Source organism: Nocardiopsis sp. NPDC050513, assembly GCF_044457925.1.
Classification (GTDB): Bacteria; Actinomycetota; Actinomycetes; order Streptosporangiales; family Streptosporangiaceae; genus Nocardiopsis.
In genome coordinates this window covers 13,241-38,476 of the sequence record NZ_JBITHK010000017.1, presented here as the reverse complement: position 1 = coordinate 38,476, position 25,236 = coordinate 13,241, and the positions used below count along the sequence as shown (strand labels likewise).

Sequence of the window (25,236 nt, the reverse complement as noted above, 5' to 3'; positions counted from 1 at the left end):
ACGTCTGCCCCGCCGTCGCCGAGCAGCCCCCGCCCACCTCCTCTCCCCTGGAGTCGCCCCATGCCCAACAGCGAGCACATCACCGAGTTCGCGGGACTTCCCGTGGCCGAGTTCACCAGCTGGGAGGCCATCCGCAGGGACTTCACGACGGCCATGTCCTGGGCCCGGAACCGGAACGAGCCGCACGCCGACCTGCCGCCGTCCTACCGGCCGCTGTTCGAGGCGGTCGCCGCGCCCGCGTCCGTGGCCTGGCGGTTGCGCACCGAGCTTCCGCCCTACCGGCGCGACTACTCAGGCCATGAGGAGCCCTGGGAGGAGCTGGACGCCTACCTGAGGCGGTTCCTCGACCTGGTGCCGCCGGAGGCCGTCCGCGCGCTCATCGTCGGCAACATCTCCGACGACGACTACCAGTTCCGTTCGCAGGAGAGCCGTGACCGCCTCCTGGAGCTGGCGCCGAAGCTGACCGGCCTCCGGGCCCTGTTCTTCGGGGAGGTCCTCCAGAGCGAGCAGGAGATCTCCTGGATCGAGCACTGCGACCTCGCCCCGCTGCTCACGGCTCTTCCGCAGCTGACCGAGTTCACCGTGCGCGGGGGCAGCGGCCCGCTCGGGCTGCGCCTGGACGACGGGCACCCGTCCCTGCGCCGGTTCACCGTCCAGAGCGGCGGGCTGCGCCCCGAGGTCGTCCGGGACGTGTGCGCCTCCCCGATGCCCGAGCTGGAGCACCTGGAGCTGTGGCTCGGAGCCGAGGAGTACGAGGGCGGGAGCACGCCGGACGACCTGGCGCCGGTCCTGACCGGCGAGGCGTTCCCGAAGCTCCGCTCACTGGGCCTGCGCAACTCCGACGCGACCGGTACGTGGGTGCGCGCGCTGGCCGACGCTCCCGTCACTGCGCGCCTGGAGGCCCTCGACCTCTCCCTGGGCACCCTGCGGGACGAGGACGTCGACGCCCTCGTGGACGCCCCCGCCCTGCGGAGCCTGAAGCGACTCGACCTGCACCGCCACTACCTGTCGGAGGACAGCGTCGAGCGCGTGCGCGCCGCGTTCGGCGAGGCGGGTGTGGAGGTGGACCTGTCCGACCCCCAGGAGCCGGACGACTGGGGCGACGAGTTCCACTACTACCCCGCGGTCGCCGAGTGAGCCTCCAGGACCGGCCCCTGGTCGTGGTGGGCGTGCCCGGCAACCGCCGCCTCGACCTGTTCCGGGCCGCCGCCCGCTCCGCCGACCTGCCCGAACCCGTGGTCGTCCCCTGGCGCGACCTCGCCTCGGGGCCGGTCTCCCTGCCCGCGGACGCCCTGGTCAGGGTGGACTCCCCCGGCGGCGACGTCGAGACCGAACGCCTCCTGCGCGGGTGGACGCACGACCCCGACCCCTACCGGGCGGAGGGCACCGGCGACCACCACGCCGGGTTCCGTGCCGCGCTCGCCCGCCTCGCCCGGGCCGTGGCCGACACCCCGGGCGCCCGCCTGGTGCAGGAGCCCGAGGACCTCGTCGTCATGTGCGACAAGCGGCGCTGCCACGCCCGCCTCGCCGAGGGCCGCGTGCCGGTGGCCCCGGCGCTCCCCGGCGGGGCGGCCGACTACGCGTCGCTGCGCGCGGCGATGGACGGGGCGGGCTGGCGCAGGGTGTTCGTCAAACCCAGGCACGGATCCTCGGCGTCGGGCGTCATCGCGCTGGCCACCGCTCCCGGCGGGCGGATCCGCGCGGTGACCTCGGCGCACCTGGTCGTCCGAGAGGACGGCACGACCGCCCTGTTCAACAGCCTCAGGATGCGCACGTACACCACCGAGGAGGACGTCGCCGCGGTCGTGGACGCCCTGGCCCCCGACGGTCTGCACGTCGAACGCTGGGTGCCCAAGGCGGGTTTCGCGGGGCGGACCATCGACCTGCGCGTGGTGGTGGTCGCGGGGCGGGCCACCCACACCGTCGTGCGCTCCTCCACCTCGCCCATGACCAACCTCCATCTCGGCAACGCCCGGGGGGACCTGGACGCGCTGCGGGAGGAGGTCGGGCCCGGCGCGTGGGGCGCGGCCATGGCCACCGCCGAGGCGGCCGCCGCGCGCTTCCCGCGTACCCTGCACGCCGGGGTGGACCTGATCGCCTCCCCCGGGTGGCGCACGTTCACGGTGTGCGAGGTCAACGCCTTCGGCGACCTCATCCCCGGCGTCCTGCACGAGGGCCGCGACACCTACGGCGAACAGCTGCACGCCCTGGCCACCGGCCGGTTCCCCGTCCCCGCCCGCCAGACATCCCCGAAAGCCGCATGAGCACCACCAGCACCGCACCGCCCGACAACCCCGACATGAACGCCGTCGTGGGCACGCACGACATCCTCCTGCTCACCCTCGACACCCTGCGCCACGACGTGGCCGCCGAACTGGCCGAGGCGGGCCGCACCCCCCACCTGTCCCGCCTGCTGCCGGGCGGCCGGTGGGAGCGCCGCCACGCCCCCGCGAGCTTCACGTACGCCTCCCACCTGGCGATGCTCGCCGGGTTCCTGCCCACCCCCGCCGAACCCGGGCCCCACCCGCGCCTGTTCGCCGCCGCCTTCCCCGGCAGCGCCACCACCGCGCCGCACACCTGGACCTTCGAGACCGCCGATCTGGCCAGCGGTCTGGCCGCAGCCGGCTACCACACGGCCTGTGTCGGGGGCACGGGGTTCTTCAACCGCCGGTCGGCCCTCGGGTCGGTGCTGCCCGACCTGTTCGCCGAGAGCCACTGGGAGGAGTCGTTCGGCGTCACCGACCCCCGCTCCTTCGAGAACCAGGTGGCCCGAGCGGCCGGGATCGCCGCCGCCCGCCCCGCCGACCAGCCGCTCTTCCTCCTGCTCAACGTGGCCGCGCTGCACCAGCCCAACTGGTTCCACCTGCCCGGGGCCACCCGCGCGGACGGCGACACGCGCCAGAGCCACGCCGCCGCGCTGGAGTACGTCGACCGCCACCTGCCGCCGCTGGTGGCCGCGATGACCGCGCGCCGCCCGTGCTTCGCGATCGTGTGCTCCGACCACGGCACGGCCTACGGCGAGGACGGCCACACCGGCCACCGGATCGGCCACGAGACCGTGTGGACCGTCCCCTACGCCCACGCCGTCCTGCCCCAGGGGACCACCCTCGACGCCGAGGAGGCACAGCCGTGACCACCGCCCTCACACCGCGCCCGGAACCGGTGCGCGCGGACTCCCCCTACCAGTCGTACGTGTACGCCTACCCGCACAAGAGCGCCTACCGGCCCTTCGCCGCCCCACCGCTCCTGGCCGACCTGTGGCGCGACGAGGACGTGAGCGCCCTGTCCCTGTACGCGCACATCCCCTTCTGCGAGATGCGCTGCGGGTTCTGCAACCTGTTCACCCGGTCCACGCCCCCGGCCGAGCAGGTCACCGCCTACCTGGACGCCATGGAGCGGCAGGCCGACGCCGTGGCCGCCGCGCTGCCGGAGGGCGCCGCCTTCGCGAGGGCGGCGCTGGGCGGGGGCACGCCCACCTACCTGACCGCCGAGGAGCTCACCCGGGTCTACGACCTGACCGAGCGCGCGTTCGGCGTGGACCTGTCGGCCCTCCCGGTCTCGGTGGAGACCTCGCCCGCCACCGCCACCCCCGACCGGCTCGCCGTCCTGGCCGAGCGCGGCGCGACCCGGATCAGCATGGGGGTCCAGAGCTTCGTCGACGCCGAGGCGCACGCGGCCGGACGCCCGCAGAGGCGCGCCGAGGTGGACCGGGCCCTGGCGGCGATCCGGGCGGCCACCACGGCCGGCCTCAACGTGGACCTGATCTACGGCATCGACCGGCAGACCGCCCGGACCTGGACGTACTCGCTGGACACCGCGCTGGAGTGGGAGCCCGAGGAGGTCTACCTCTACCCGCTCTACGTGCGGCCGCTCACCGGTCTGGGCCGCCGCGCCCGCGCGTGGGACGACCACCGCCTGGCTCTGTACCGGCAGGGCCGCGACCACCTGCGCGAGCGGGGCTACCAGCAGGTGTCCATGCGGATGTTCCGCCGCGCGGACGCGCCGGAGGCGACGGGGCCGGACCACTGCTGCCAGACCGACGGCATGGTGGGGCTGGGCTGCGGCGCCCGGTCCTACACCTCCGCGACCCACTACTCGTTCGACTACGCGGTGGGGATCGGGCAGGTCCGGTCGATCATCGCCGACTACGCGGAGCGCGACGCCGCCGGGTTCGGCCGCGCCGAGGTCGGCGTCCACCTGGACGGCGGGGAACGGCGCCGCCGCCACCTGCTCCAGTCCCTGCTGCGGGTGGAGGGGATGGACGCCGCCGCCTACGCCGCGCGCTTCGGCTCCCACCCGGAGGCGGACTTCCCCGCCGAGTTCGCCGCGCTCACCGCCCGGGGCTGGCTGGCCTCCGCTCCCGGCGCGGACCGCGTGCGCCTGACCGAGGAGGGCCTCGCGCACTCCGACGCGGTCGGCCCCCTGTTCTTCTCCGCGGCCGTGGCCGCGCTCATGGCCGGGTACGAGGCCCGATGAGCACCCGCGTCCTTCCTCCGCGTCTGACGCTGCTGTACCGGGGACCCCTGGCCAGCTGCGACTACGACTGCCCGTACTGCCCCTTCGCCAAGCGGCGCGACGACCCCGGGACGCTGCGCGCGGACCGGGCGGCCCTGGAGCGCTTCACCGACTGGGTGGCGGACCCTGCGGCGCACCCGGACACGCGCGTCTCGGTGCTGTTCACCCCGTGGGGCGAGGGGCTCGTGCGCTCCTGGTACCGCACGGCGATCCGTCGGCTCAGCCGCCTGCCGCACGTGGACCGGGTGGCGATCCAGACCAACCTGAGCGGGCGCGTCGAGTGGCTCGCCGACTGCGACCTGACCACCGCGGCGCTGTGGACCACCTACCACCCCGGTCAGGTGAGCCACGAGCGGTTCGCCGCCAAGGCCCGCCGCCTGGTCGACCTCGGCGTGCGGTTCAGCGTGGGCGTGGTCGGCGAGCCCGAGCACCTGGCGGCGGCGCGGCGGATGCGCGCCGAGCTGCCCGAGGATGTGTACCTGTGGGTGAACGCGGCCGAGGGCCGGACCTACGGCGACGCCGAGGCCGCCGCGTGGCAGGACCTCGACCCGCACTTCCACTACAGCCGCACACCCCACACGAGCCTCGGACTCCCCTGCCGCACCGGCGACTCCGTGCTGTCCGTGGACGGGGACGGGAACGTGCGCCGCTGCCACTTCGTGGACGCGCCGATGGGCAACCTCTACGACGGGTCGTTCGCCGACCGGCTCGGCCGCCGCCCCTGCCCGAGGAGCAGCTGCGACTGCCACATCGGCTACGTCCACCTGGAGACCCTCGACCTGTACGACGTGTTCCGGGGCGGGGTGGTCGAACGCGTCCCCGCTGCGGTGCGCACCCCCCTGCCGCTGACCCCGGTCAACGCAGAAACCGGTCGAAACGGTCAGCGGGGGCGGGAATAATCCTGCCCATGGTCTCTCCCCGGGTCATCGCGACCGATCTCGACGGCACCCTCCTCCGCCCCGACGGCTCCCTCTCCGCCCGCACCATCGACGTCCTGTCCGCCGCCGACGCCGCCGGTCTGAGGGTGGTCGTCGTGACGGCCCGTCCGCCCGCGGCCACCTGGATGATCACCGACCGGCTCGCGTGCTCGGCCGTGATCTGCGGCAACGGCGCCTTCACCCGTCTGCCCGGCCAGTCCGGGACCCGCGTGCGCGCCCTGGACCGGGACGCCGCCGGAACCGTGGTCGCGAAGCTGCTCGCGGCCGTGCCCGACGTCGGCTTCGCCGTGGAGACCGGCGACGGCCTCGTCTACGAACCCTCCTTCGAAGTGTCGGAGTGGGCCGCCGAGGCGCCGTGGAGCACCCTCGTCGGCTCCCCCGAGGAGGTGGTCGAACGCGCGGCGCCGGTCGCCAAGCTGCTCGCCCGGGCCGCCGAGACGCCCCTGCACTCCATGCGGGCGGAGATCCAGACCGCGATCGGCGCGCTGGCCGAGGTCACCTACTCGGGCGGCAGCCGCCTGCTGGAGATGAGCGCCCCGGGCGTGACCAAGGGCAACGCGCTCGCCGAGCTGTGCGGCGCCTGGAACGTGCCCGCCGAGGAGGTCGCGTTCTTCGGCGACATGCCCAACGACCTGTCCGCGCTGACGTGGGCCGGCCACGGGTACGCGATGGCCAACGGGCACCCCGACCTGCTCGATCCCGCGCTGGGGCTCGGCGTGGCGCCGTCCCACCAGGAGGACGGGGTGGCCCGGGTCGTGGAGGGGATCCTCGCCGGGCTCCGGTGAGGGGAGCGGCGCCGGGCGGCACCGGCGGCCCGGCGCCGGGCCGCCCCTCCTATGATCCGCTGGTATGCACCGACTCTCCGAGCGGCGCCAGCCGCTGTTCGTCTACGGCACGCTCCTGTTCCCGGAGATCCTCGACGCCCTCCTCGGCCGGGTCCCGGACGCCGAGCCCGCCGCCGCTCCCGGCTGGCGGGCGGCCGCGCTGCCCGGACGTCCCTTCCCGGTGCTGGTCCCGGGCACGGACACCGCCCAGGGCCGGCTCGTCTCCGGGCTGTCGGAGTCCGAGCGGCGGATCATCGACGTCTACGAGGACGACTGGTACGAACTGCGCCCCCTGGAGCTGGCCGACGGCCGCACGGGGTGGGCCTACGTGGCCGCGGCCTCGACCGCCGTGTCACCGGAGGACTGGGACGCGGACGCCTTCGCCGCCGAGCACCTGGCCGCCTACGTCGAGGGGTGCGCCGCCCTGCGGGCCGAACTCACCGGCTGACCGGGAGCCGAACGCGGGCGAGCGGGCGCCGACCAGCCAGGAAAGGTCGGCGCCCGCACCGCGGCCCCCGGAAGCAGCGGGGACCGGTCAGGGGGTCAGCCCGTGAGCAGGGTCAGGTCCCACCGCTCCAGGATCGGGTTGAGCGGCTGGAAGTAGGTCGTGCCGCCGAACGTGCAGTTGCCGGAGCCGCCGGAGGTCACGCCCTGGGCCTCGGTGCCCGCCAGCCAGGAGCCGCCGGAGTCGCCGCCCTCGGCGCAGGCGGTCGTGCGGGTCAGACCCCGGACGCGCTCGTTGCCCGAGTAGCGGACGGTCTGGTTCTTGGCCTGGATGACGCCGCAGTGCCAGCCGGTGGTCTGGCCCGACCGGCAGACGGACGCGCCCACGGGGGCCTCCGTCGACCCGGTGACGGTCACGGTGCCGCCCTCGTAGTCGTTGACCTCGGCGGTCGGGACGAAGTCCGAGTCCGTCACCTCGACCCAGGCCATGTCGCTGGTGGGGAAGACCGAGCCGGCGACCGTGCCGATCCGCTGCGTGCCGGGCACGTCCAGCCAGGTGTCGCTGCCCTCGGCGCCGCAGTGGCCGGCGGTCACGTAGCCGCCGACGACCCCGAAGCCGACGGAGCACACGTACCAGCCCCCGCCCTCCTGGAAGTAGTAGGGATTGCCGCCGACGATGTCGGCGTAGGTCCGCGGCGTCCCGGCGCTCTCCTCGACGACGGTGTCCACCTCGACCCCGGCCCGTTCGGCGAGCGTCCGCGCCTCGGCCTCGTGGCCCGGGGCGGCCTCGATGACGACCGCGTCCCTGACGGGGTCGGCGTACCAGCCGTGGACGGTGGCCGGGGCCCCGCCGGCGACGGCGTCCAGAGCCTCGACGACGTCGGCCAGTTCGGCCTCGCCGTTGTCGACGAGCTCGGGCACGGCCCCGGCGTCGCGCACGGCGTCGGACGCGGAGGAGTCGGTGACCTGGACGGTCAGGTCGAGGGTGTCGATGTCGAAGACCGCGCCGCCGAAGGCGTCGCCGAGGTCCTCGCGGAGTTCGGCCTCGGTCTCGGCGGCGTCCTCCTGGGCCGCGATGAGGTCGCCGACCCCGGACTCACTGAGCCCGAAGGCCGCGCGCATGGCCGCCATCTGTTCGGGGGAGATGTCCGCGGTCGGGGTCTCGGCCGATGCCAGGCCGGTCCCCGCGAGGACGAGGGCGAGGGAGAGGGTGGTGGTCCCGATGGAGCGGGCAACGGGATGTCTGGTCAAGGGTCTGCCCTTTCAGAGGGGTACTAGGCAGTAGCGCGCCGCGCGCCCGTGGGGGTGAACGGTTCGCCCGTGTTGTCACCGAGTGGGCGGCAAAGTGTCCACTCGGTGGCGAACTGGGGAAAAAGTAGGGCACGTGCGGGGAGAGGGCAATGGTGCGAATACGCAGCGAATTCGGAAGGAGTGCTTACAGATACGGCCGGAACAACGGGCGCCGTCGGCGCGAACGACGGGAATCGCGGAAACCGCGCGCGCACACGGCCGCGGGCGGACACCGCTAGCAGGTGTCGGCGCGATGCGCGAGGGAGGTCGGCTGGCCTGATCCGGCCAACCGCTCGCGACTCTCCGCAACCATGTCGCCCGCCAGAAGCCCTGTCATCCGACCCCTTGGGGAAGTCAGGACCAGGAGGAACTCCGTACGCGCACGCGTCGGACCGCTGCCCGTTGCGCTGCGCGAACACGCGTGCGAGCGCGAAGAGTCACCGGCCCGGCTCCGCCGCCCCGGGGTGTCAGGCGTCGGCGGTGACCGGGAGGTGCTGTTCGGCCCAGATGATCTTCCCCTCCCCGGTGTACCGCGTGCCCCACCGGTGGGTGAGCTGGGCGACCAGGAAGAGACCGCGCCCGCCCTCGTCCGTGGTGCGGGCGTGCCGCATGCGGGGCGAGGTGCTGCTGGCGTCGTAGACCTCGCAGATCAGCCCCGCCTGGCGCAGCAGCCTCAGCCGGATCGGCCCCGTCGCGTAGCGGATGGCGTTGGTGACCAGCTCGCTGACGACCAACTCGGTCGTGAGCGCGAGTTCGTCCAGTCCCCACGCGTGCAGCCGCCGGGTCGCCCACGCCCGGACGTCCGCCACCGCGGCCGGGTCGGACGGCACCTCCAACGAGGCGATCCGGTCCGCGCCCAGGGCGTGCGTCCGGGCGAGCAGCAGCGCGGCGTCGTCGGTGTGGGCGCCCGGGAGCAGTCCCCGGACCGTGCTCGCGCACAGCTCGTCGATCGGGACCCCCGGTCGGGCCAGGGCGCGGCCGAGACGGGTCATACCCGACTCGGGGTCCTGACCGTCGAAGCGGATGAGGCCGTCGGTGTACAGGCCGAGCAGACTGCCCTCCGGCAGCTCCACCTCGGCCGTCTCGAAGGGCAGTCCGCCCAGACCGAGGGGCGGCCCGGCGGGCAGGTCGGGAAAGTACACGCTGGCGTCGGGCCGGACCACCACCGGCGGCGGGTGCCCGGCGCGCGCCATCGCGCAGCGCTGGGTGACGGGGTCGAAGACGGCGTACAGACACGTGGCGCCCGTCATGGCGGTGGCCGTCGTCTCGTCCTCCGGGTCCTCCTCGACCAGGCTGATCACCAGGTCGTCGAGGTGGGCCAGCAGCTCGTCGGGGGGCAGGTCCATGTCCGCGAGCGTGTGCACCGCGGTCCGCAGGCGGCCCATCGTCGCGGCGGCGGTGAGGCCGTGCCCGACCACGTCGCCCACGACCAGGGCCACCCGGGCCCCGGACAGCGGGATGGCGTCGAACCAGTCGCCGCCGACCCCGTCCTTGGTGTCCGACGGCAGGTAGGAGGAGGCCGTCTCCAGCACGGTCCCCCTGGCCAGCACCTGCGGGAGCAGGGTGTGCTGGAGCGCCAGCGCGATGGCGTGCTCACGCGAGTAGCGGCGGGCGTTGTCCACGCACACGGCCGCCCGGCTCACCAGCTCCTTGGCCAGCAGCAGGTCGTCGGGCTCGAAGGAGGTCAGGTTCTCGGACCGGACGAAGGTGGCCAGGCCCAACACGGTGTCGCGCGCACGCATGGGCACGGAGATGAGGGAGTGCAGCCCGAACTCCCGCATGGACGCCACCCGGGACGGGTGCTCCACCGCCCAGACGTCGTCGTCGGGGTCGAGGACCGGGATCAGGACCGCGTCGCCCTCGACCAGGTAGCGGGCGTCGTGCGGAGGCGGCACGAAGTCCACCCGGTCCCCGCGTCTGGCGACCGCCTCCGGGCAGCCCTCCCGGATCGAGCTCAGGCCCGCCCGGCACATCACGGGTTTGGCGCCGGGCGGCCAGGGCGGCGGTTCCTCCGTGCCGAGCACCGGCTCCAGGAGGTCGACGACGACGAAGTCGGCGAAGCGCGGCACCGCGAAGTCGGCGAGTTCCTGCGCCGTCCGCGACACGTCCAGGGTGCTGCCGATCCGGGTGCCCGCCTCGTTGAGCAGGTTGAGGCGGTGCTGGGCGTTCCACCGCTCGGTGACGTCCATGACCATGTAGCACACACCGGTGGTGGCGCCCTTCGCGTCGATCAGGGGGAAGAACGAGGAGGAGTAGGCGTGCGGGCGGAACGGGTCCGCCCAGCTCCAACCCTGGTACTCGTGGTCGATGACGGGGTCGCCGGACTCCAGGACGTTCCTCATGACGCCCTCGATCGCCTCCGCGCGCAGTCCGGGGAGGATCTCCCCCAGCCGTCGGCCCAGGCGCTCGTCCCTCGGCACCCCGCCGAACCGCTCCAGGGTGTCGTTCACCCAGGTGAAGCGCAGCTCCCGGTCGACCACGGCCATGCCGATCGGCGAGCGGGTGAGGAAGCCGTCCAGCACGGACTCACTGACCGCCCACCCCGGCGTGTGCTCCCTTCCGCAGGCCAGGAAGCACCGCCGTCCGTCCAGGTCGAAGGCGGCGGAGACCCTCAGGTCCACCTCGATCGGCCGACCGTCCCTGTGCTGGAGTCCGACCCTGCCCTGCCAGCTGCTGCCCGACCGGCACCGGTCGGCGATACGCGCCGTGCGGGCGGGGTCCGGGTCCTCCGACTCCGCGAGCAGGCGGACGGCGGACCGGCCGACCACCTCGGCGGGCGGGTACCCGAGGAGTTCCTGCGCGCCGCGGGTCCAGCCGAGCACGGTGCCGGACTCGTCGATGACCGCCGCCGTGTCGCTCGCGGCGCCAGCGTGTTCCGGCGCGCCGTGCGGCCCTTGTGGACCGGAGGTCGCCCCGGGGCCCGGCCTCGGCATGCTCGCTCACCACCAACCCCTATGCCCCCATCATTCCCGGATCACCCTGGGTCCAAGACCTCTGGCACGACGCCCCGCCGATCCATGGAACCCTGTGTGTGAACGGTCGACGGAGGCGGTGGGGCAGATGGGGCGGGTCACGGTCAGGGAGCGAGTCCTGCGGATCAGGGACGGCGCCGTCAGCGAACGGGTGGACACGCTCGTCGCGGAGGAGCCCCTGGAGATCCGGCTGGACGGCGCCCCGCTGAGCGTCACCATGCGCACACCCGGACACGACTTCGACCTCGCGGCCGGATTCCTGGTCAGCGAGGGCGTGGTCGCCGCCCGGGAGGAGGTGGCCGCGATCCGGTACTGCGCGGGGGCCACCGAGGACGGGGTGAACACCTACAACGTGCTCGACGTGTCCCTGGCGCCCGGGGTCCCGCACCCGGACACCTCCCTGGAACGCAACTTCTACACGACGTCCTCCTGCGGTCTGTGCGGCAAGGCGAGCCTGGACGCCGTGCGCACGAAGGCCCGGTGGCCGGTGGCCGACGACGGGCTGCGCGTGGACGCGGACACGCTGGCGCGGCTCCCCGAGCGGCTGCGCTCCGCCCAGCGGGTCTTCGAGCGCACCGGCGGGCTGCACGCCGCCGGACTGTTCACCGCCGAGGGCGAACCGCTCGCCGTGCGCGAGGACGTGGGCCGCCACAACGCGGTGGACAAACTGGTGGGATGGGCGCTGCACGCGGACCGGCTGCCGCTGCGGGGGACGGTGCTCATGGTCTCGGGGCGCGCCTCGTTCGAGCTGGCGCAGAAGGCGTGGATGGCGGGCGTACCGGTCCTGGCCGCGGTCTCGGCGCCCTCGTCCCTGGCCGTCGACCTGGCCGCGGAGGCGGGGATGACCCTCGTCGGCTTCCTCCGCGGCTCCTCCATGAACGTCTACACGGGGCGGCGGCGGATCCTCCTGGACGGGGGCTGAGGACGTGGCCGGGCCCGCCCCCGTTCGGGAGCGGGCCCCTCTCGCGGCGTCCGGCGGAACGCCGCGACGTCCCTCCTTCGTGTGGCGCCTACCGGGCGAAGCTGAAGATGTCGTACGAGGCCGCTCCTGACGGTCCGGCGAAGTTGCCGCTCTGCGAGAAGAGCGCGCCGCCGTAGAAGTTGCTGTTGCCGCCTCGGTACCCGCCGAAGCCTGCCTGGCTCACGATCGACATGCTGCCCGCGCCGGCCCTGCCGGCGAAGTTCTCGTTGTAGGACCAGAACGCGCCGCTCGTCTGGCCGTAGCGGCCGTACCGGCCGTCCAGGTGGTCGGCGGAGGCGACGGCCGGGGCCGCCAGTGCGAGGACGGGTGCCGCGAGAACCGCGGCGGCGATACGGCGAACAGTGCGCCTGCGCATGGTCTGCTCCCTTGCAACCGGGGCGAACCGCCCCGCCACCCCGTCGCGGTAGCCACGACTCGGTGGCCTGCTGTGGTCTGCTTGGAACGCGGGGCCCGGCCGAGGCGCACGGCCGGTGGTCCACGGAGGCGTCCGGCGCTCCGTGCGCGCCTGTCCCCACGTCTGGATGTACCGCAAGAAGTCGCAATCGCAACTGTCCATTATTCAACCACTGACCCGCCGTCCCCGCTGGTGGACTGTCTCCTCGGTGACCCAATCGGGTGCGTTTCCTCCTGGCCCGCGCACACGAAGGACCCGCCCCCGTTCGGGAGCGGGTCCGTGCCGCGGCGACCGGTGAGCCGGTGCCGCGTCGTCCCTCCTTAGGAGTTCCGCCTACCGGGCGAAGCTGAAGACGTTGAACGACGCCGCGCCACCGGGCCCGGCGAAGCTGCCGCTCTGCGAGAAGAACGAGCCGCCGTACCAGCCGCCCCAACCGCCGTAGTAGCCGGGGTAGCCGTAGCTCCAGCCGGGCCCCCAGCTGTAGCCGTAGATGTCGGCCGACGCGACGGCCGGAGCCGCCAGCGCCAGCATGGGCGCCGCGAGAAGCGCGGCCGCCACACGGCGAACAGTGCGCTTCGGCATGGTCTGCTCCCTTGCAACCGGGGCGAACCGCCCCCACCACCCCGCCGCGGTGGTCGCGCCGCGGTGGCCTGCCTGTGCTCTGGTTGGAACGCGGAGCCCCGGCCAAGGCGCCTGGCCGCGGGTCGACGGAAGCGTCTGGCACTTCCGTTCACGCCTGTCTCCGCGCGTTGTCGTACCGCATGAAGTCGCGATCGCAACCATCAACCAATCAACCACTCACTCGCCGTGCGCGCAGTCCGATTGTCTCCTCGGTGACCCAATCAGGGGCCCCGTTCTCCGCGTGCCTTCTTGTACAGCCCCTCGGCGTCCAGGATCTCGATCGCCGCGTACCTCATCTCGATGAGCTCCTCCCGCTCCAGCCGCTTGAGCACCCGGTTGAGGGAGGGGCGGCGCACGCCGAGCATCGCGGCCAGCGTGCGCTGGGGCAGGGGGACCACCGAGCTGGAGGCCTCGTCCAGCAGCAGGCGGGCGGTCTGCTCGGTCAGGGTCTTGCCCAGCAGCTCCATGATCCTGCCCTGGCTGGCGTCCAGCCGTCCGGCGATGCTGGCCAGCCAGCGGCGGGCGAGCGCACGGTGCTCGGACATGAGGTGTTCGAAGTCCTCGACGCGCAGGTACAGGAGTTCCACGTCGTCCGTGGCGCGCCCCGTGTAGGGCAACGGCTTGCCCAACAGGAACTGGATGTCGCCGTCGACGTCGCCCGCGTGCCTGATCTCGATCACCGTGCGTTCGTCGCCGACCCCCACGGACAGCTCCACGTGGCCGGAGCGGACGATCCAGACGCGGGAGGCGGGGTCGCCCTCGCGGAACGCGACGGCTCCCCGGGAGAGCGACTGCCGGTGCAGGAACGTCGCGAGCGCGTTCAGGTCGCGGGGGGTCAGAGGTGCGGCCGAACCCCGCCCCACGCAGCGTGCCACCCACGCCGCCTGCTGGATGCGCGGATCCGTGTTCTCGGCCCCGTTCAACCGGCGCTCGGAGTTCGCCGGCGTGACCCTCGGGTTCATACTCCGTCCTCCGTCCAGCCCGTGGCGCGTCCGCGGTCGAGCGCGAACCGCACCGCGAACGTGTGGCCACCGGGGAGGTGCGTCGGCGACACACGCAAGGGCGGAGGTCCCGCCACGGGGACGAGACCTCCTTGCGGCAGGCGGGCGGTCCCGTGGGGGGCACCCGCCTTGCTTCCAGCTAGTTGGCGAAACTGAAGAGGTTCTGCGAGGACGCGCCGAACGGCCCGGCGACGGACGAACTCGCCTTGTAGAGCGCGAAGCCTCCACCGCCGCCGAATCCGAAGCCACCACCGTGGTTGCCCGCGATGGCGGTGATGCTCTGCGAAGCGGCGCCGTAGGGACCGGCGAACTGGGCGTCTCCGTGCCAGAAGCTGCCGGCCAGGGCGACCGACGGGACACCGAGGGCCAACATCGGGGCCGCGACTCCGGCCACCAGGACGCGTGCGATCGTCTTCGCCTTCATGGAAGTTCCCTCCTGTGCGACGGACGGGCCCTGAGCCCGCCCGAGCCACCGGCGAGTTCCGCCGAGTACCCCCTTGAGGGGTGTCCTCGTCCTGCGGTTCCCGCCCCGGTCCATCGACCGGTGGGGACGCCGTCCCCCCGGTTCGGGGTCCGGGTCGCCGCCCGTCCGGGGTCGGGAACGGCCCCGTGTGACGGCAACGCGCACCAGGTAACCACAAGAATTCCCCATATACAGGTTCATCTGTTACCGAAGCGACAGTATTTCCGGCATTTTGCCTGCAAGGGGGACGCAGTTGTTGATCACGCCGCGAACCCATGCAGTCGTCAACGGAGCACCAGAAAGCCCGCAGGGCAAGAGATTTCCGCAGTTTCCACGGCACCGGAGGGCCGAGAACTGTCGGAAGGGCGACACATTTCGGCGCTTCCGGCGGCGTGCCGGTCCCCTAATGACCCACGAATCTACGAAAAGCTGCGACTACCTGCATCCAATCCATAGGAGTGCAAATGTCTGAACTCGTTCGACGCGCTGTTCTGGACAAGAGATTCTGGCCCGGGGTCGCGATGGCCGCTCTCATCGGCGGCTCGCTGTCCGTCGCCGGCGTGGCCACGGCCGACACCGTCGACGAAGCACCCGCGGAGGGCGCGGCGCCCGCCGAAGCCGAGGAGGGTCGCGGCGGGGGTCCGCTCAGCGGCCGTCCCCGTCACGACGACAACGGCAGCGGCGTGCACTCCGAGACCGAGGACAGCGAGTTCCACGAGGTCTGTGACGGAGCCGGCGCGGGCGGTGCCTTCATCGGTCCGTGCCCTCGCCCCGGAGTGGGAGGGGGCGGCGGCGGCGCGGTGGTGGGCGAGGCTCCCGAGGAGCTCGCCGTCACCGGTCCGTCCGAGGACCTCGCGCTGGTGGGCGGTGCCATCGCCCTGACCGGCGGTGTGGTCATGTACATCACGCGCCGCCGCTCGGAGCGGGCCGAGGACGCCTCCTCGGAAGCCGCCGTGTAACACCTCCGGGACACCGGGGCCACGGGGTGGGGACCGTACGGTTCCCACCCCTTCCGCATGCCCGGACCCGCCGGACGCGGTCGGCGGTCCGCGTCGGCGGGTCCGGGGCCGCACCGGTCAGTCGGCCCTCTGGGCGAGCCCGTAGGGGTCGAGGATGTCGACGGCGCCGTAGCGCAGTCGGATGAGACCGTGCCCCTCCAGCTCCTTGAGCACCTTGTTCAGCGAGGGCCGGCAGACGCCCAGCATCTCGGAGAGCTTCTGCTGGGGCACGTCGACCACGCCGCCGCTGGCCTCGTCCAGGAGCAGCCGGGCGCTCTGCTGGGTGAGCGTGCGGCCGAGCATCCCCACGATGCGGTCGTGGGACTCGGACAGCCGCTCCGCCATGGTCGACATCCACAGGCGGGACATCTCCGGGTGCTCGCCCAGCAGCTCCTCGAAGTCGTGCGGCGCCAGGGTCAGGCACTCCGACTCCTCCAGGGCGCGAGCCCGGTACGGGAAGGGCATGCCCAGCAGTTTCTGGATGTCCCCGTCGACGCCCCCGGGGCGGAGGATCTGCACGATCAGAGGACGCGCCCGCCCCTTGACGGCGAGTTCGAGGCGGCCGGACCGGACGATCCAGACCCCCGCGTCGCGGTCGCCCTCCCGGAAGGCCAGTTCCCCCCGGCTGAGGAGCCGTGTCGTGAGCCGGTCCGCCAGGGCGGCCACCGCCGCGGGGCCCGGCCGGGCCGCTCCCCTGCTCTCCAGACACGACACGACCCATTCGGCCAGACGGTACCGCTCGGGGTCCACCGTCTCGCCGCTCACCCTGGGGGCTACGACCCGGTACTCGTCGGTACGTCCCGCACCTGTCGCCTGCATGTTCTTCAACGGCTCCTCACCCGAACTCGTGCTCGCCCGCCCACAGGGAACGGACGAGGCGGACGGTGGATTCGTGTGGCCAGGCAGCCACGCGCAGAAGTCGGACGGACGTTCGCCGAGGGATCGGCGTGGGCCGAGAGGGCCCTCCGCCGCCCCGGCCGCTCGCGCCGGACTCCGCGCAGAGCACTGTCACGCTCTGGGGCGCGGGCGCGATGGTCGCGCACCGCCGCTCGCGTCGGGCGCCCCGGGGTTCGCTCGGGGCGGTCCTCGGACCGCCGACCGCCGCCGGAGCACCCCACCGCTCCCCATCGCGATTAGAGCACGGGGGCGGGCACCCGCCCGGGAGGACTCCGTGATCGGTATCGCCGGATCGACAAAAGCTTCCTTTACCAAGGAAGAAGGGGGAATGGGACGCCTTGGCCCCGCAACGCGGAGGGGGCATCCGGCACTCGGCCGGATGCCCCCGTCGCGCGTGAAAGCGGCAGGCTAGAGCTTGCCCTCGATCTGGTGCGCGTGAACGTGGACCGACTGCTGGTCCTCGTCGTCGGTGATCGTGAACTGAGCGCCCTTGCCCTTGCCCTGGACCGAGTGCACGCGGCCGGTGCGGATCTGGTCGTTGTGGCGGCTGCTGCGGAACTGAACGCGGTCACCCTGCTTGAACGTCATACCGTATCTCCGAAGTGATGAGAGTTACTCGGGGCCGGGTTTTCGACACCGGCTCTCACCGGCGACCGGGTACCCGACCACTTCGAAACCTAGACCGGCCGCCCCCTCGTCGGGGAGCTACGCCAAGCCGAATGTCACGTATATGACAGTTCTTTTCACACGCTTCACATTCGAGACATAGGATGAGGAAGAAGTAGAAACTTAAAAGATCTCCCAGGACTACCGCATATCGCACACATCGGTTCACCGATTGTGCTTACGTGAGGGTGCCGACCGACGGCAGCGTCCGGGTGCAGCGTCCCAGGACCTCGGCGGGGGTCATGGGTGCAAGGGGCTCCCGTCGACCGGATGTGGTGACGCTGCCAGGACATCGACGCCGTGCGCCCTCGCGACGACCGAAGGGGAGGTTTCGATGGGCAGGGGAAGGATCGCGAGCGCCCTGATCGCGGGAGTCGCCGCCCCGACTCTGGCGCTCGGCGTGCCGTCGGTCGCGATGGCCCAGGTCAACGAGGCCGCCAGCCCGTCAGTCAGCCAGCAGAGCACGTCGCCCGGCCAGAGCGACTTCGGCTCCAGGAACGGCGACGGCGACCGGCGGGGCGACCGGGACGGACGCGGCGACCGCCACGACCGGCATGACCGGCACGACCGGCACGACCGCAACAAGTTCCGACACGGGAAGGCCAAGTTCCGTCACCACGGATACGGCTATGGATACGGCTACGGCTACCACTGCCACGGACACTGGCACTACTACGGCTACCACAGCCACTGCCACGGCCCGTGGCACCACCGGTAGGGACACCTGAAGTCGTGACACTGTCACGGAGTGTTATCGAATGGCGTGTCCTCCGCGCGGGATCGAGCACGGATGAGACAGGCTCATGGACACGGTCCAGACTCACGAGCCCCGGACCGGACCCATGAGACCGACCGTGCGCCGACTCCGGCGCACACGTGGCCGGGGAGGCTTCGCCCACGAGGGCGGGGCCTCCCCTTCACGTGCCTCACCCACGGGAAGGACGACCGTTGACCGAACACCGCAGCACATCCCACCGCCCCTCGAGGCCGCCCCGGCGCAACAGCGGGTTCCCCGCCCTCCTCCGGACGCCGGGCCGCGTCCTGTTCACCCTGGCCGTCGCCGCGGGCGCGGTCGCGGGAACGGCCGCCGGGGCCGCCGCCGAGGTCGGCTACGAACACCGCACCGTCCAGCTCAACCGGTTCGAGGCCCGCCTGACGGTGGTCCGGACCACGGTGACCGAGGAGGGTTCCGTGGTGCACACCGAGAGCGAGTACTTCGCCGGTCCCGAGGGCGGGGGGATGGACACCGTGCGCACCTGGGTCGACTGACCGGCGGCGGACGCGTCCGGCCGCGGGTCAGTGGAGGAGCTTCAGTCCGACCACCCCGGCGACGATGAGCACCAGGCACACCGCCTTGGGTGCGCTGAAGCCCTCGCCCAACAGGAACGCGCCGACCAGGGCGGTTCCGACGACCCCGACGGCGACCCAGACGGCGTAGCCGGTCCCGAGCGGAACGGTGCGCAGGGCGAACGCCAGCCCGCCCATGCTCAGGACCAGCGACACCCCGAAGACGACGGAGGGCCACAGACGCGTGAACCCCTGCGAGGCGTTCAGCGCGGTGGCCCACACCGCCTCCAGCAGACCGGAAACCACAAGAACGACCCAGGCCATGACCCGAAGACCTCCACGACGCGGCGAACATGTCCGCGCCGTCTTGTCGCATCCGGGTACGGCGCACCTCGTCCGGGGTGCTGGGGGCCGGTCCGCCGGAACGGAGGTCGACACGCGTCCGCCGGCGGAGGGCCGCAGCCCATCCGCACGGTACAACGCCGCCCCGCCCGGGCGTCATCCGCCCGGGGCGGAGATCCGCGCCACCGGGCGGCCCCGGGACACCCACGGCCCGGGGCCGCTCGCCGTCCGTTCACCGCGCGGAGCGACCGCTCACCGCACACTGGCCGACCGCTCGACGCGCGGCCCCAGCGTTCACCGCTCGCACGCGCGCGCCTCCTCCCCCGCGAGCGTGTCCCTCCTTACAGTTCCGAGTAACCCAGGTCACATCGGCGCAACGCGGGTGTAACCGGCAGCCCCGCACATCCCCCAGAGGAGTTCCACCATGGCAACCGAGAAGCAGACCAGGGGCTCGGCCCCGCCGGGCGGAGGTGGCGACGCCGCCCGCGACACGGCCTTCGTCGCGATGCACGGCGACCCGCGCTTCGTCGAGCTCAAGCGGCGGCTCTTCGTCTTCGTCTTCCCCATGAGCCTCGCGTTCCTGGCCTGGTACCTGCTCTACGTCCTCATGTCCGCGTTCGCCCGCGACCTCATGGGCGCCGTGCTCTTCGGCACCGTGAACGTGGCGCTCGTGTTCGGCGTGCTCCAGTTCGTCTCCACCTTCGGGATCGCCGTGCTGTACACGCTCTACGCGCGCAGGCGGCTCGACGGCCTGGCCACGGAGCTGCGCGAGGAGCTGCCCGCCGTCACCGAGGAGGAGGACCGATGATGCTCGCGCAGGAGGCGGTCAGCGAGGGCAGCCGCGTCGTCACCCTGGTCCTCTTCGGCCTCATGGTCGCGGCCACCCTCGGCATCACCGTGTGGGCGAGCCGCACCACGCGCACGGCCACCGACTTCCACTCCGGAGGCCGCGGGTTCTCCCCGCTCCAGAACGGCCTGGCGATCGGCAGCGACTACATGTCCGCCGCCTCCTTCCTCGGCATCGCCGGGATCATCGCCCTGTACGGCTACGACGGTTTCCTCTACTCCATCGGCTTCCTCGTCGCCTGGCTGGTCGCGCTCCTGCTCGTCGCCGAGCTGCTGCGCAACTCCGGCCGCTACACCATGGGCGACGTGCTGTCCTACCGGATGAACCAGCGTCCGGTCCGGACGGCGGCGGCGGTCTCCACGGTCGTGGTGTCGATCTTCTACCTCCTCGCCCAGATGGTCGGCGCGGGCGCGCTCATCGCCCTGCTGCTGGGCATCCAGCCCGGTGAGACCTTCCTCGGCATGGACGCCGAGGTCGCCAAGGTCGTCGGCATCGTGGTGGTCGGCCTGCTGATGACCACCTACGTGACCCTCGGCGGGATGAAGGGCACCACCTGGGTGCAGATCGTCAAGGCCGTCATCCTCATGTCGGGCGCCGCGCTGCTGACCGTGCTCACGCTGTCGCTGTACGGCTTCAACCTGGGCGCGCTGATGAGCGACGCCGCCGCGGCCAGCGCGAACGGGGCCGCCTTCCTGGAGCCCGGGCTGCGCTACGGGGTCGAGGTGGCGGGCGATCCCGTCCAGACCATGTGGAACAAGCTGGACCTGATCAGCCTGGGTCTGGCCCTGGTGCTGGGCACGGCCGGCCTGCCGCACATCCTCATCCGCTTCTACACCGTTCCCGACTCCCAGAGCGCCCGCAAGTCCGTCAACTGGGGCATCGGCCTCATCGGCAGCTTCTACCTCATGACCCTGGTGCTGGGCTTCGGTGCGGCGGCGCTGGTCGGGCACGAGGCCATCACGGCCCAGAACGCGGCCGGGAACACCGCGGCCCCGCAGCTGGCGCAGACCGTGGGCGAGAGCGTCGGCGGCCCGATCGCCGGTTCGGTCCTTCTGGCGCTCATCGCGTCGGCGGCGTTCGCGGCGATCCTGTCCACGGTCGCCGGGCTGGTCATCGCGTCGTCCTCGTCCCTGGCGCACGACTTCTACAACTCCGTGCTGCGCCGTGGGAAGGCCAGCGGCCTGGAGGAGGTCCGGGTGGCCAGGATCTCCGCCATGGCCATCGGCGCCGTCGCGGTCGTCCTGGCGGTGTTCGCGCAGGGGCTCAACGTGGCCTTCCTGGTCGCGCTGGCCTTCGCGGTCGCCGCCTCGGCCAACCTGCCGACGCTGCTGCTCAGCCTGTTCTGGAAGCGGTTCAACACGGCGGGCGCCCTGGCCGGGATCTACGGCGGCCTGATCGGCGCCGTCGGCCTGGTGTTCTTCTCCCCGGTGGTCTCGGGGTCGGAGAACGCGCTCATCCCGGGCGCCGACTTCGCGTGGTTCCCGATCCCGAACCCCGCGCTGGTGTCCGTGCCGCTGGGACTGCTGTGCGCGGTGGTCGGGACCTACCTGTCCAAGGAGCGCGACTTCGACAAGTTCGCCGAGCTCCAGGTGCGCGCGCTGACCGGCGCGGGCGCTGAGAAGGCCGCCCAGCACTGACCGCCCGGCGCCGAGCCGCATGACACCGAGCCCGCCCCACCCGTCCAGGGGCGGGCTCGGCCCCTGTACGGGCCAGGACCAGGGGAGGAGGCCCGAACGTGACCACCGACACATCCCGCTGGGATAGGGTCGTACCGTGTCAAACAGGTGGCTGTCGCGGTTGTCCCCCTCCCGACGGCGCCGGGCGTCCTCGGATCGGCAGTCGAGTGCCGAGCTGATGCGCCAGCTCCACGCCCTGGGACTCGACCTCCAGGACGGACTGCACGGGCGGGGCGCCTCCGCCGCGGCCCGGCGCCTGCGGCGGCTGCTCGCGGTGGACGCACTGGTCCTCGCCGACCTCGACGGACCCGTCGCCGCGCACGGTCGGCGCGTCGGTTCGCAGGACATGAACGCGCTGCTCGCCCAGGTCTTCGAGTACGGCGGCGGTGCGCGCGGCCGTCTGCCCGACGGCGCCGCCGTGTACGCGGCCCCGCTCATGGTGGCCGAGGAGCTGTCCGGGGCGCTGGTGGCCGCGGGCGACCCCGTGGAGGCCGATGTGGAGGCCGCCGCCGCCCTGGTCGCCGAACATCTGGACCACGCGGCGCTGCGCCGGGCCCGCGCGAGGATCGCCGCCGCCGACCTGCGCACATTGCGGGCGCAGATCTCGCCCCACTTCGTGCACAACGCGCTCGCCGTCATCGCCGCGCTGGTGCGCACCGACCCCGACCGCGCCCGCCACCTGCTCTCCGACTTCGCCGACTACCTGCGCTACGGGTTCTCCGACAAGGGCGACTACGCCACGGTCGCCGACGAGCTGGAGGCCACGCAGACCTACCTCGAACTCCAGCGCGCCCGCTTCCACGACCGTCTGGACATCACCGTGCGGATGGCCCCGGAGGTGCTCCCGGTGGCCGTGCCGTTCCTGGTGGTCCAGCCGATCGTGGAGAACGCCGTCCGGCACGGCCTGGAGCGCAAGGAGGGGCGCGGCCACATCAGCGTGTCCGGCTACGGCGAGGGGCCTCTGTGCGTCATCGAGATCGAGGACGACGGCGTGGGCATGCACCCCGACCTGGCGCGGTCGCTGCTGGCGGGCACCGGACCGCAGTCGCGCGGGGTCGGTCTGGCCAACGTCGACCAGCGGCTGCGCGCCGTCTACGGTCCCGAGTACGGTCTGGTCATCGAGACCGCGCTGGGAGAGGGGACGAAGGTGACCGTGCGCGTGCCGAGGTTCACCCGGGGGGTGGTGGCACCGTGAGGGCTCGGCTCAGGGTTCTGGTGGTCGAGGACGAGGCGTCGACCCGGCAGGAGATGGCCGCTCTGCTGGGTGACATGCCGGAGGTGGCGGAGGTCCTGGTCGCGGAGAACGGCGCGACCGCGGTGCGGCTGCTGGGGACCACGTCGATCGACGCGGCCTTCCTCGACATCCTCATGCCCGGCCTGACCGGTATGGACGTGGCGCGGGTGCTCAGCGTGCTGTCGGAACCGCCGTCGATCGTGTTCGTGACGGCCTCCGAGGCGCACGCGGTGGAGGCGTTCGGGATCGGCGCCGTCGACTACCTGCTCAAGCCGATCCGGCCCGAGCGGCTGGCGGAGGCGGTCGGGCGGATCGCCCAGCTGCGGCGGCCCGCGGACGCGTCCGTGCCCGCCGAGGACCTGCACGTGGTGCAGATCGACTCGGGCCGCCGGACGGTGTTCGTCAAGCGGGACGACGTGCAGTTCGTCGAGGCGCAGGGCGACTACGTGCGCCTGCACACCGCCGACGGCACGCACCTGATCCGGCTGTCGCTGTCCTACCTGGAGGAGGTGTGGGCGGCGGCGGGGTTCGTGCGCGTGCACCGCGGCTACCTCATCGCGATCCCGTGGGTGCGGGACCTGCGCGTGACCTCCTCCTCCGGCCTGGTGGCGGGCACCCCGGCCGGTGACGTCCCGGTCAGCCGCAGACACGGCCGCCACCTGCGCGAGCAGCTGATGGAGGCGGCCCGGCGCGACCAGCTGGGCCGGGCGGCCAACGCGCGCGGCGGCGGTCAGGGCCGGCCCCGGGACGGCGACGACCAGCGGTCGGCGCCGTGAGCGCGCGGCGGGAGAAGCTGACCAGCCCGCAGACGCGGGTGGCGCTGGCGCGGGGCAACCGGCCGGTGCAGCACCTGCTGCCGATCCCGGAGCCGGTGGACACGGAGCGGGCGCGGCGGCTGTTCCGCGCCCAGCGGCGGGCCGCGGTGCGCACGGTGGCGCTGTTGTCGCTGCTGCTGTTCGGGATGAGCGGAGCGTTCGCCCTGTTCCCGGTGCTCGGCCAGGTCCGGTGGGCGCAGATCCCGGTGTCGTGGCTGCTGCTGACGGTGGTGGTCTACCCCCTGCTGTTCGGGTTGGCCCTGTGGCACGTGCGCGTGGCCGAGCGCGCCGAGGAACGGGAGCGGCCGGACGACGGCGAAGGCGCGGACGGGGTCGGTCGGTGATCGCCGTCCTGGCCATCGGCCTGGTGCTGCTCACGAGTCTGGTGATCGGCGTCTACGGTGTGCACGCCGCGCGGTCGGCCTCGGACTTCCTCGTGGCCTCGCGCCGGGTCACCCCCCACTGGAACGCGATGGCGATCGCCGGGGAGTACCTGTCGGCCGCCTCCATGCTGGGGCTGGCGGGCCTGGTGCTCAAGAACGGAGTGGGCGCGATGTGGTACGCGGTGGGGTTCACCGCGGGCTACGTGGCGGTCGTGGCACTGGTGGCCGGACCGATGCGCCGGTCGGGCGCCTACACCGTGCCGGACTTCGCCGAGTACCGGCTGGGCGCACCGCGGCTGCGGAAGCTGTGCGGCCTCGTGGTGCTGGTGATCATGCTGTTGTACCTGGTTCCCCAGTTCAAGGGGGCCGGGGTGGTGCTGTCCCTGGTCAGCGGAACGCCGTACTGGGTGGGCGTGGTCCTCGCCGGGCTGGTGGTGAGCGGCTCCATCGCCGCCGGGGGGATGCGGTCGGCGACCTACGTCCAGGCCTTCCACTACGTGGTCAAACTGGCCTTCCTCGCCGTGCCCGCCGTGTACCTGGTCGTGGTCTCGGGCGCCGACACCCGGGCCGAGGCCCTGCATCCCGAGTGGGGGACGCACTTCCCCGAGGCCACGCACGTGGAGTTCACGGTGGGCACGCGGTTCCACCTGGAGGCGCCGGTGACGGTCGCCGAGCCCTCCGGGGCCCGGGTGGAGCTGGCGGCGGGCGAGCACACGGTCGCGGAGGGGACCGAGTACGTGTTCCCGGCGGGGTCGGGTGTTCCGCACCCGGCGGGCCTGCCGGAGCTGGGCGGCGACCTGTGGCGCACGCCGCTGCTGGGCGCGGGCGGGTACCCGCTGTTCGAGACGTGGTCGACGCTGCTGGCGATCACGCTCGGCTGCATGGGGCTGCCGCACGTCATCATGCGCTTCCACACCAGTGCGACCGCGCACGTGGCCCGGCGGGTGGGCGTGGGCGTGATCGCGCTGCTGGGGCTGTTCTACCTGTTCCCGACGGTGTACGGACTGCTCGGCCGGGTGCTCACGCCCCAGCTGGTGCTGCTGCGCGGGACCGACACCGTCGCCGTGGTCCTGCCCGCCCAGGCGGCCCCGGGGACGGCGGGCGCCCTGCTGACGGCGCTGGTGGCGGCGGGGGCGTTCGGCGCGTTCCTGTCGACCTCGTCCGGGCTGCTGCTGGCGTTGGCGGGCGGACTGTCGCACGACCTGTTCCAGGGCAGCGTGCCGTGGCTGCGCCTGGCCGTGGCCGTCGGGGCCTGCGTGGCCGTGCTGCTGGCGCTTCCGGTGCAGGGGATCGACATCAACGTGCTCGTGGTGTGGGCGTTCACGGTGGCGGCGTCGACGTTCTGTCCCCTGCTGGTGCTGGGGATCTGGTGGCGGCGGCTGACCCTGCCGGGGGCCGCGGCGGGGCTGGTCGTCGGCGCGGTGACGGCGACGGGCGCGGTCGGGTGGTCCATCCTCATGGACACGCCGCCCGGGTGGCCGACGGTCCTGCTGGCGCAGCCGGCGGCGTGGACGATCCCGTTGGCGTTCACGACGATGGCGGTCGTCTCGCGGCTCACCCGGCCCCCGGACTGGGCCGAGCACGCGGTGCTGCGCCTGCACTCCCCCTGAGCCGGCCCGGGACGCCGCCCCGCCCGAGCGGCGGTTT

At 72.8% G+C, this 25,236-nt stretch carries 26 protein-coding genes and 1 riboswitch; of the genes, 17 read left to right on the top strand and 9 right to left on the bottom strand.

The annotated features are described in order from the left end of the window. Window positions 1-60 precede the first annotated feature (60 nt). The 7 genes from ACIBFB_RS24360 to ACIBFB_RS24330 all read left to right on the top strand — a co-directional run bounded on the left by ACIBFB_RS24360 (window position 61) and on the right by ACIBFB_RS24330 (window position 6,725). Complete coding sequence (locus tag ACIBFB_RS24360) at window positions 61-1,137, top strand: STM4015 family protein (RefSeq protein ID WP_397233917.1); 1,077 nt, start codon at window positions 61-63, stop codon at window positions 1,135-1,137. After that, a complete protein-coding gene (locus ACIBFB_RS24355) occupies window positions 1,134-2,264 on the top strand; it encodes an STM4014 family protein (protein ID WP_397233915.1) in 1,131 nt (376 codons plus the stop codon). The genes ACIBFB_RS24360 and ACIBFB_RS24355 overlap by 4 nt, the downstream gene beginning before the upstream one ends. 35 nt (window positions 2,265-2,299) lie before the next feature. Next, complete coding sequence (locus ACIBFB_RS24350) at window positions 2,300-3,133, top strand: STM4013/SEN3800 family hydrolase (RefSeq protein ID WP_397234064.1); 834 nt, start codon at window positions 2,300-2,302, stop codon at window positions 3,131-3,133. Further along, window positions 3,130-4,476: an STM4012 family radical SAM protein gene (locus tag ACIBFB_RS24345; protein WP_397233913.1), complete on the top strand. Its 1,347-nt coding sequence runs from the start codon at window positions 3,130-3,132 to the stop codon at window positions 4,474-4,476. Before ACIBFB_RS24350 ends, ACIBFB_RS24345 begins: the two co-directional genes overlap by 4 nt. After that, window positions 4,473-5,414, top strand: a complete 942-nt coding sequence (locus ACIBFB_RS24340) for an STM4011 family radical SAM protein (RefSeq protein ID WP_397233911.1) — start codon at window positions 4,473-4,475, stop codon at window positions 5,412-5,414. The genes ACIBFB_RS24345 and ACIBFB_RS24340 overlap by 4 nt, the downstream gene beginning before the upstream one ends. Window positions 5,415-5,422: 8 nt before the next feature. Then, a complete protein-coding gene (locus ACIBFB_RS24335) occupies window positions 5,423-6,238 on the top strand; it encodes an HAD family hydrolase (protein ID WP_397233909.1) in 816 nt (271 codons plus the stop codon). 64 nt (window positions 6,239-6,302) lie between these two features. After that, the gene (locus tag ACIBFB_RS24330; protein WP_397233907.1) at window positions 6,303-6,725 is read left to right on the top strand and encodes a gamma-glutamylcyclotransferase family protein; all 423 of its coding nucleotides are present in this window, start codon (window positions 6,303-6,305) and stop codon (window positions 6,723-6,725) included. Between the two features lie 95 nt (window positions 6,726-6,820). On the opposite strand, the gene ACIBFB_RS24325 is transcribed toward ACIBFB_RS24330, so the two are convergent. Then, window positions 6,821-7,972 carry a S1 family peptidase gene (locus ACIBFB_RS24325; RefSeq protein WP_397233905.1) on the bottom strand — a complete coding sequence of 384 codons (1,152 nt, stop codon included), beginning with the start codon at window positions 7,970-7,972 and terminating at the stop codon, window positions 6,821-6,823. Window positions 7,973-8,478: 506 nt separating this feature from the next. Further along, complete coding sequence (locus ACIBFB_RS24320; RefSeq protein ID WP_397233903.1) at window positions 8,479-10,944, bottom strand: SpoIIE family protein phosphatase; 2,466 nt, start codon at window positions 10,942-10,944, stop codon at window positions 8,479-8,481. A gap of 127 nt (window positions 10,945-11,071) precedes the next feature. On the opposite strand from ACIBFB_RS24320, the gene fdhD reads away from it, so the two are divergent. Then, window positions 11,072-11,905: a formate dehydrogenase accessory sulfurtransferase FdhD gene (gene fdhD / locus ACIBFB_RS24315; RefSeq protein ID WP_397234062.1), complete on the top strand. Its 834-nt coding sequence runs from the start codon at window positions 11,072-11,074 to the stop codon at window positions 11,903-11,905. 88 nt (window positions 11,906-11,993) lie between these two features. On the opposite strand, the gene ACIBFB_RS24310 is transcribed toward fdhD, so the two are convergent. The 4 genes from ACIBFB_RS24310 to ACIBFB_RS24295 form a co-directional block, all read right to left on the bottom strand. Further along, window positions 11,994-12,320, bottom strand: coding sequence for a hypothetical protein (locus ACIBFB_RS24310; protein ID WP_397233901.1), 327 nt, complete (start codon window positions 12,318-12,320; stop codon window positions 11,994-11,996). 372 nt (window positions 12,321-12,692) lie between these two features. Next, the gene (locus tag ACIBFB_RS24305; protein WP_397233899.1) at window positions 12,693-12,941 is read right to left on the bottom strand and encodes a hypothetical protein; all 249 of its coding nucleotides are present in this window, start codon (window positions 12,939-12,941) and stop codon (window positions 12,693-12,695) included. A 260-nt stretch (window positions 12,942-13,201) separates the two neighbouring features. Beyond that, window positions 13,202-13,942 carry a Crp/Fnr family transcriptional regulator gene (locus ACIBFB_RS24300; RefSeq protein ID WP_397233897.1) on the bottom strand — a complete coding sequence of 247 codons (741 nt, stop codon included), beginning with the start codon at window positions 13,940-13,942 and terminating at the stop codon, window positions 13,202-13,204. Between the two features lie 178 nt (window positions 13,943-14,120). After that, the gene (locus tag ACIBFB_RS24295) at window positions 14,121-14,405 is read right to left on the bottom strand and encodes a hypothetical protein (protein WP_075925178.1); all 285 of its coding nucleotides are present in this window, start codon (window positions 14,403-14,405) and stop codon (window positions 14,121-14,123) included. Window positions 14,406-14,908: 503 nt separating this feature from the next. Between ACIBFB_RS24295 and ACIBFB_RS24290 the strand changes: the two genes are divergently transcribed. Further along, window positions 14,909-15,403 carry a hypothetical protein gene (locus ACIBFB_RS24290; RefSeq protein WP_397233894.1) on the top strand — a complete coding sequence of 165 codons (495 nt, stop codon included), beginning with the start codon at window positions 14,909-14,911 and terminating at the stop codon, window positions 15,401-15,403. A 117-nt stretch (window positions 15,404-15,520) separates the two neighbouring features. Here ACIBFB_RS24290 and ACIBFB_RS24285 read toward each other — a convergent pair whose 3' ends face one another. After that, window positions 15,521-16,261: a Crp/Fnr family transcriptional regulator gene (locus ACIBFB_RS24285; RefSeq protein ID WP_397233892.1), complete on the bottom strand. Its 741-nt coding sequence runs from the start codon at window positions 16,259-16,261 to the stop codon at window positions 15,521-15,523. 486 nt (window positions 16,262-16,747) lie between these two features. Further along, the gene (locus ACIBFB_RS24280; RefSeq protein ID WP_075925175.1) at window positions 16,748-16,927 is read right to left on the bottom strand and encodes a hypothetical protein; all 180 of its coding nucleotides are present in this window, start codon (window positions 16,925-16,927) and stop codon (window positions 16,748-16,750) included. A gap of 412 nt (window positions 16,928-17,339) precedes the next feature. Between ACIBFB_RS24280 and ACIBFB_RS24275 the strand changes: the two genes are divergently transcribed. After that, window positions 17,340-17,723: a hypothetical protein gene (locus ACIBFB_RS24275; RefSeq protein ID WP_397233889.1), complete on the top strand. Its 384-nt coding sequence runs from the start codon at window positions 17,340-17,342 to the stop codon at window positions 17,721-17,723. 230 nt (window positions 17,724-17,953) lie between these two features. Continuing rightward, window positions 17,954-18,274 (top strand): hypothetical protein, encoded by a 321-nt coding sequence (locus ACIBFB_RS24270; protein ID WP_397233887.1) that lies wholly within the window; start codon window positions 17,954-17,956, stop codon window positions 18,272-18,274. Window positions 18,275-18,301: 27 nt separating this feature from the next. Here the strand turns inward: ACIBFB_RS24270 and ACIBFB_RS24265 are convergent, their stop codons facing one another. Further along, window positions 18,302-18,616 (bottom strand): DMT family transporter, encoded by a 315-nt coding sequence (locus ACIBFB_RS24265; RefSeq protein WP_397233885.1) that lies wholly within the window; start codon window positions 18,614-18,616, stop codon window positions 18,302-18,304. Window positions 18,617-18,648: 32 nt separating this feature from the next. Continuing rightward, a riboswitch (guanidine-III (ykkC-III) riboswitch) is annotated at window positions 18,649-18,709 on the bottom strand. Between the two features lie 349 nt (window positions 18,710-19,058). Here ACIBFB_RS24265 and ACIBFB_RS24260 point away from each other — a divergent pair. The 6 genes from ACIBFB_RS24260 to ACIBFB_RS24235 all read left to right on the top strand — a co-directional run bounded on the left by ACIBFB_RS24260 (window position 19,059) and on the right by ACIBFB_RS24235 (window position 25,199). Beyond that, window positions 19,059-19,442, top strand: coding sequence for a DUF485 domain-containing protein (locus ACIBFB_RS24260; RefSeq protein WP_397233883.1), 384 nt, complete (start codon window positions 19,059-19,061; stop codon window positions 19,440-19,442). Next, entirely contained in the window at window positions 19,439-21,118 is a 1,680-nt protein-coding gene (locus ACIBFB_RS24255) for a cation acetate symporter (RefSeq protein ID WP_397233881.1), read from the top strand. Before ACIBFB_RS24260 ends, ACIBFB_RS24255 begins: the two co-directional genes overlap by 4 nt. A 217-nt stretch (window positions 21,119-21,335) precedes the next feature. Further along, window positions 21,336-22,352 carry a sensor histidine kinase gene (locus tag ACIBFB_RS24250; protein ID WP_397233879.1) on the top strand — a complete coding sequence of 339 codons (1,017 nt, stop codon included), beginning with the start codon at window positions 21,336-21,338 and terminating at the stop codon, window positions 22,350-22,352. Then, a complete protein-coding gene (locus ACIBFB_RS24245; RefSeq protein WP_397233877.1) occupies window positions 22,349-23,167 on the top strand; it encodes a LytR/AlgR family response regulator transcription factor in 819 nt (272 codons plus the stop codon). Before ACIBFB_RS24250 ends, ACIBFB_RS24245 begins: the two co-directional genes overlap by 4 nt. Further along, window positions 23,164-23,550: a hypothetical protein gene (locus ACIBFB_RS24240; RefSeq protein WP_397233875.1), complete on the top strand. Its 387-nt coding sequence runs from the start codon at window positions 23,164-23,166 to the stop codon at window positions 23,548-23,550. The genes ACIBFB_RS24245 and ACIBFB_RS24240 overlap by 4 nt, the downstream gene beginning before the upstream one ends. After that, window positions 23,547-25,199 carry a cation acetate symporter gene (locus ACIBFB_RS24235; RefSeq protein WP_397233873.1) on the top strand — a complete coding sequence of 551 codons (1,653 nt, stop codon included), beginning with the start codon at window positions 23,547-23,549 and terminating at the stop codon, window positions 25,197-25,199. The genes ACIBFB_RS24240 and ACIBFB_RS24235 overlap by 4 nt, the downstream gene beginning before the upstream one ends. The last annotated feature ends 37 nt before the right edge of the window (window positions 25,200-25,236 follow it).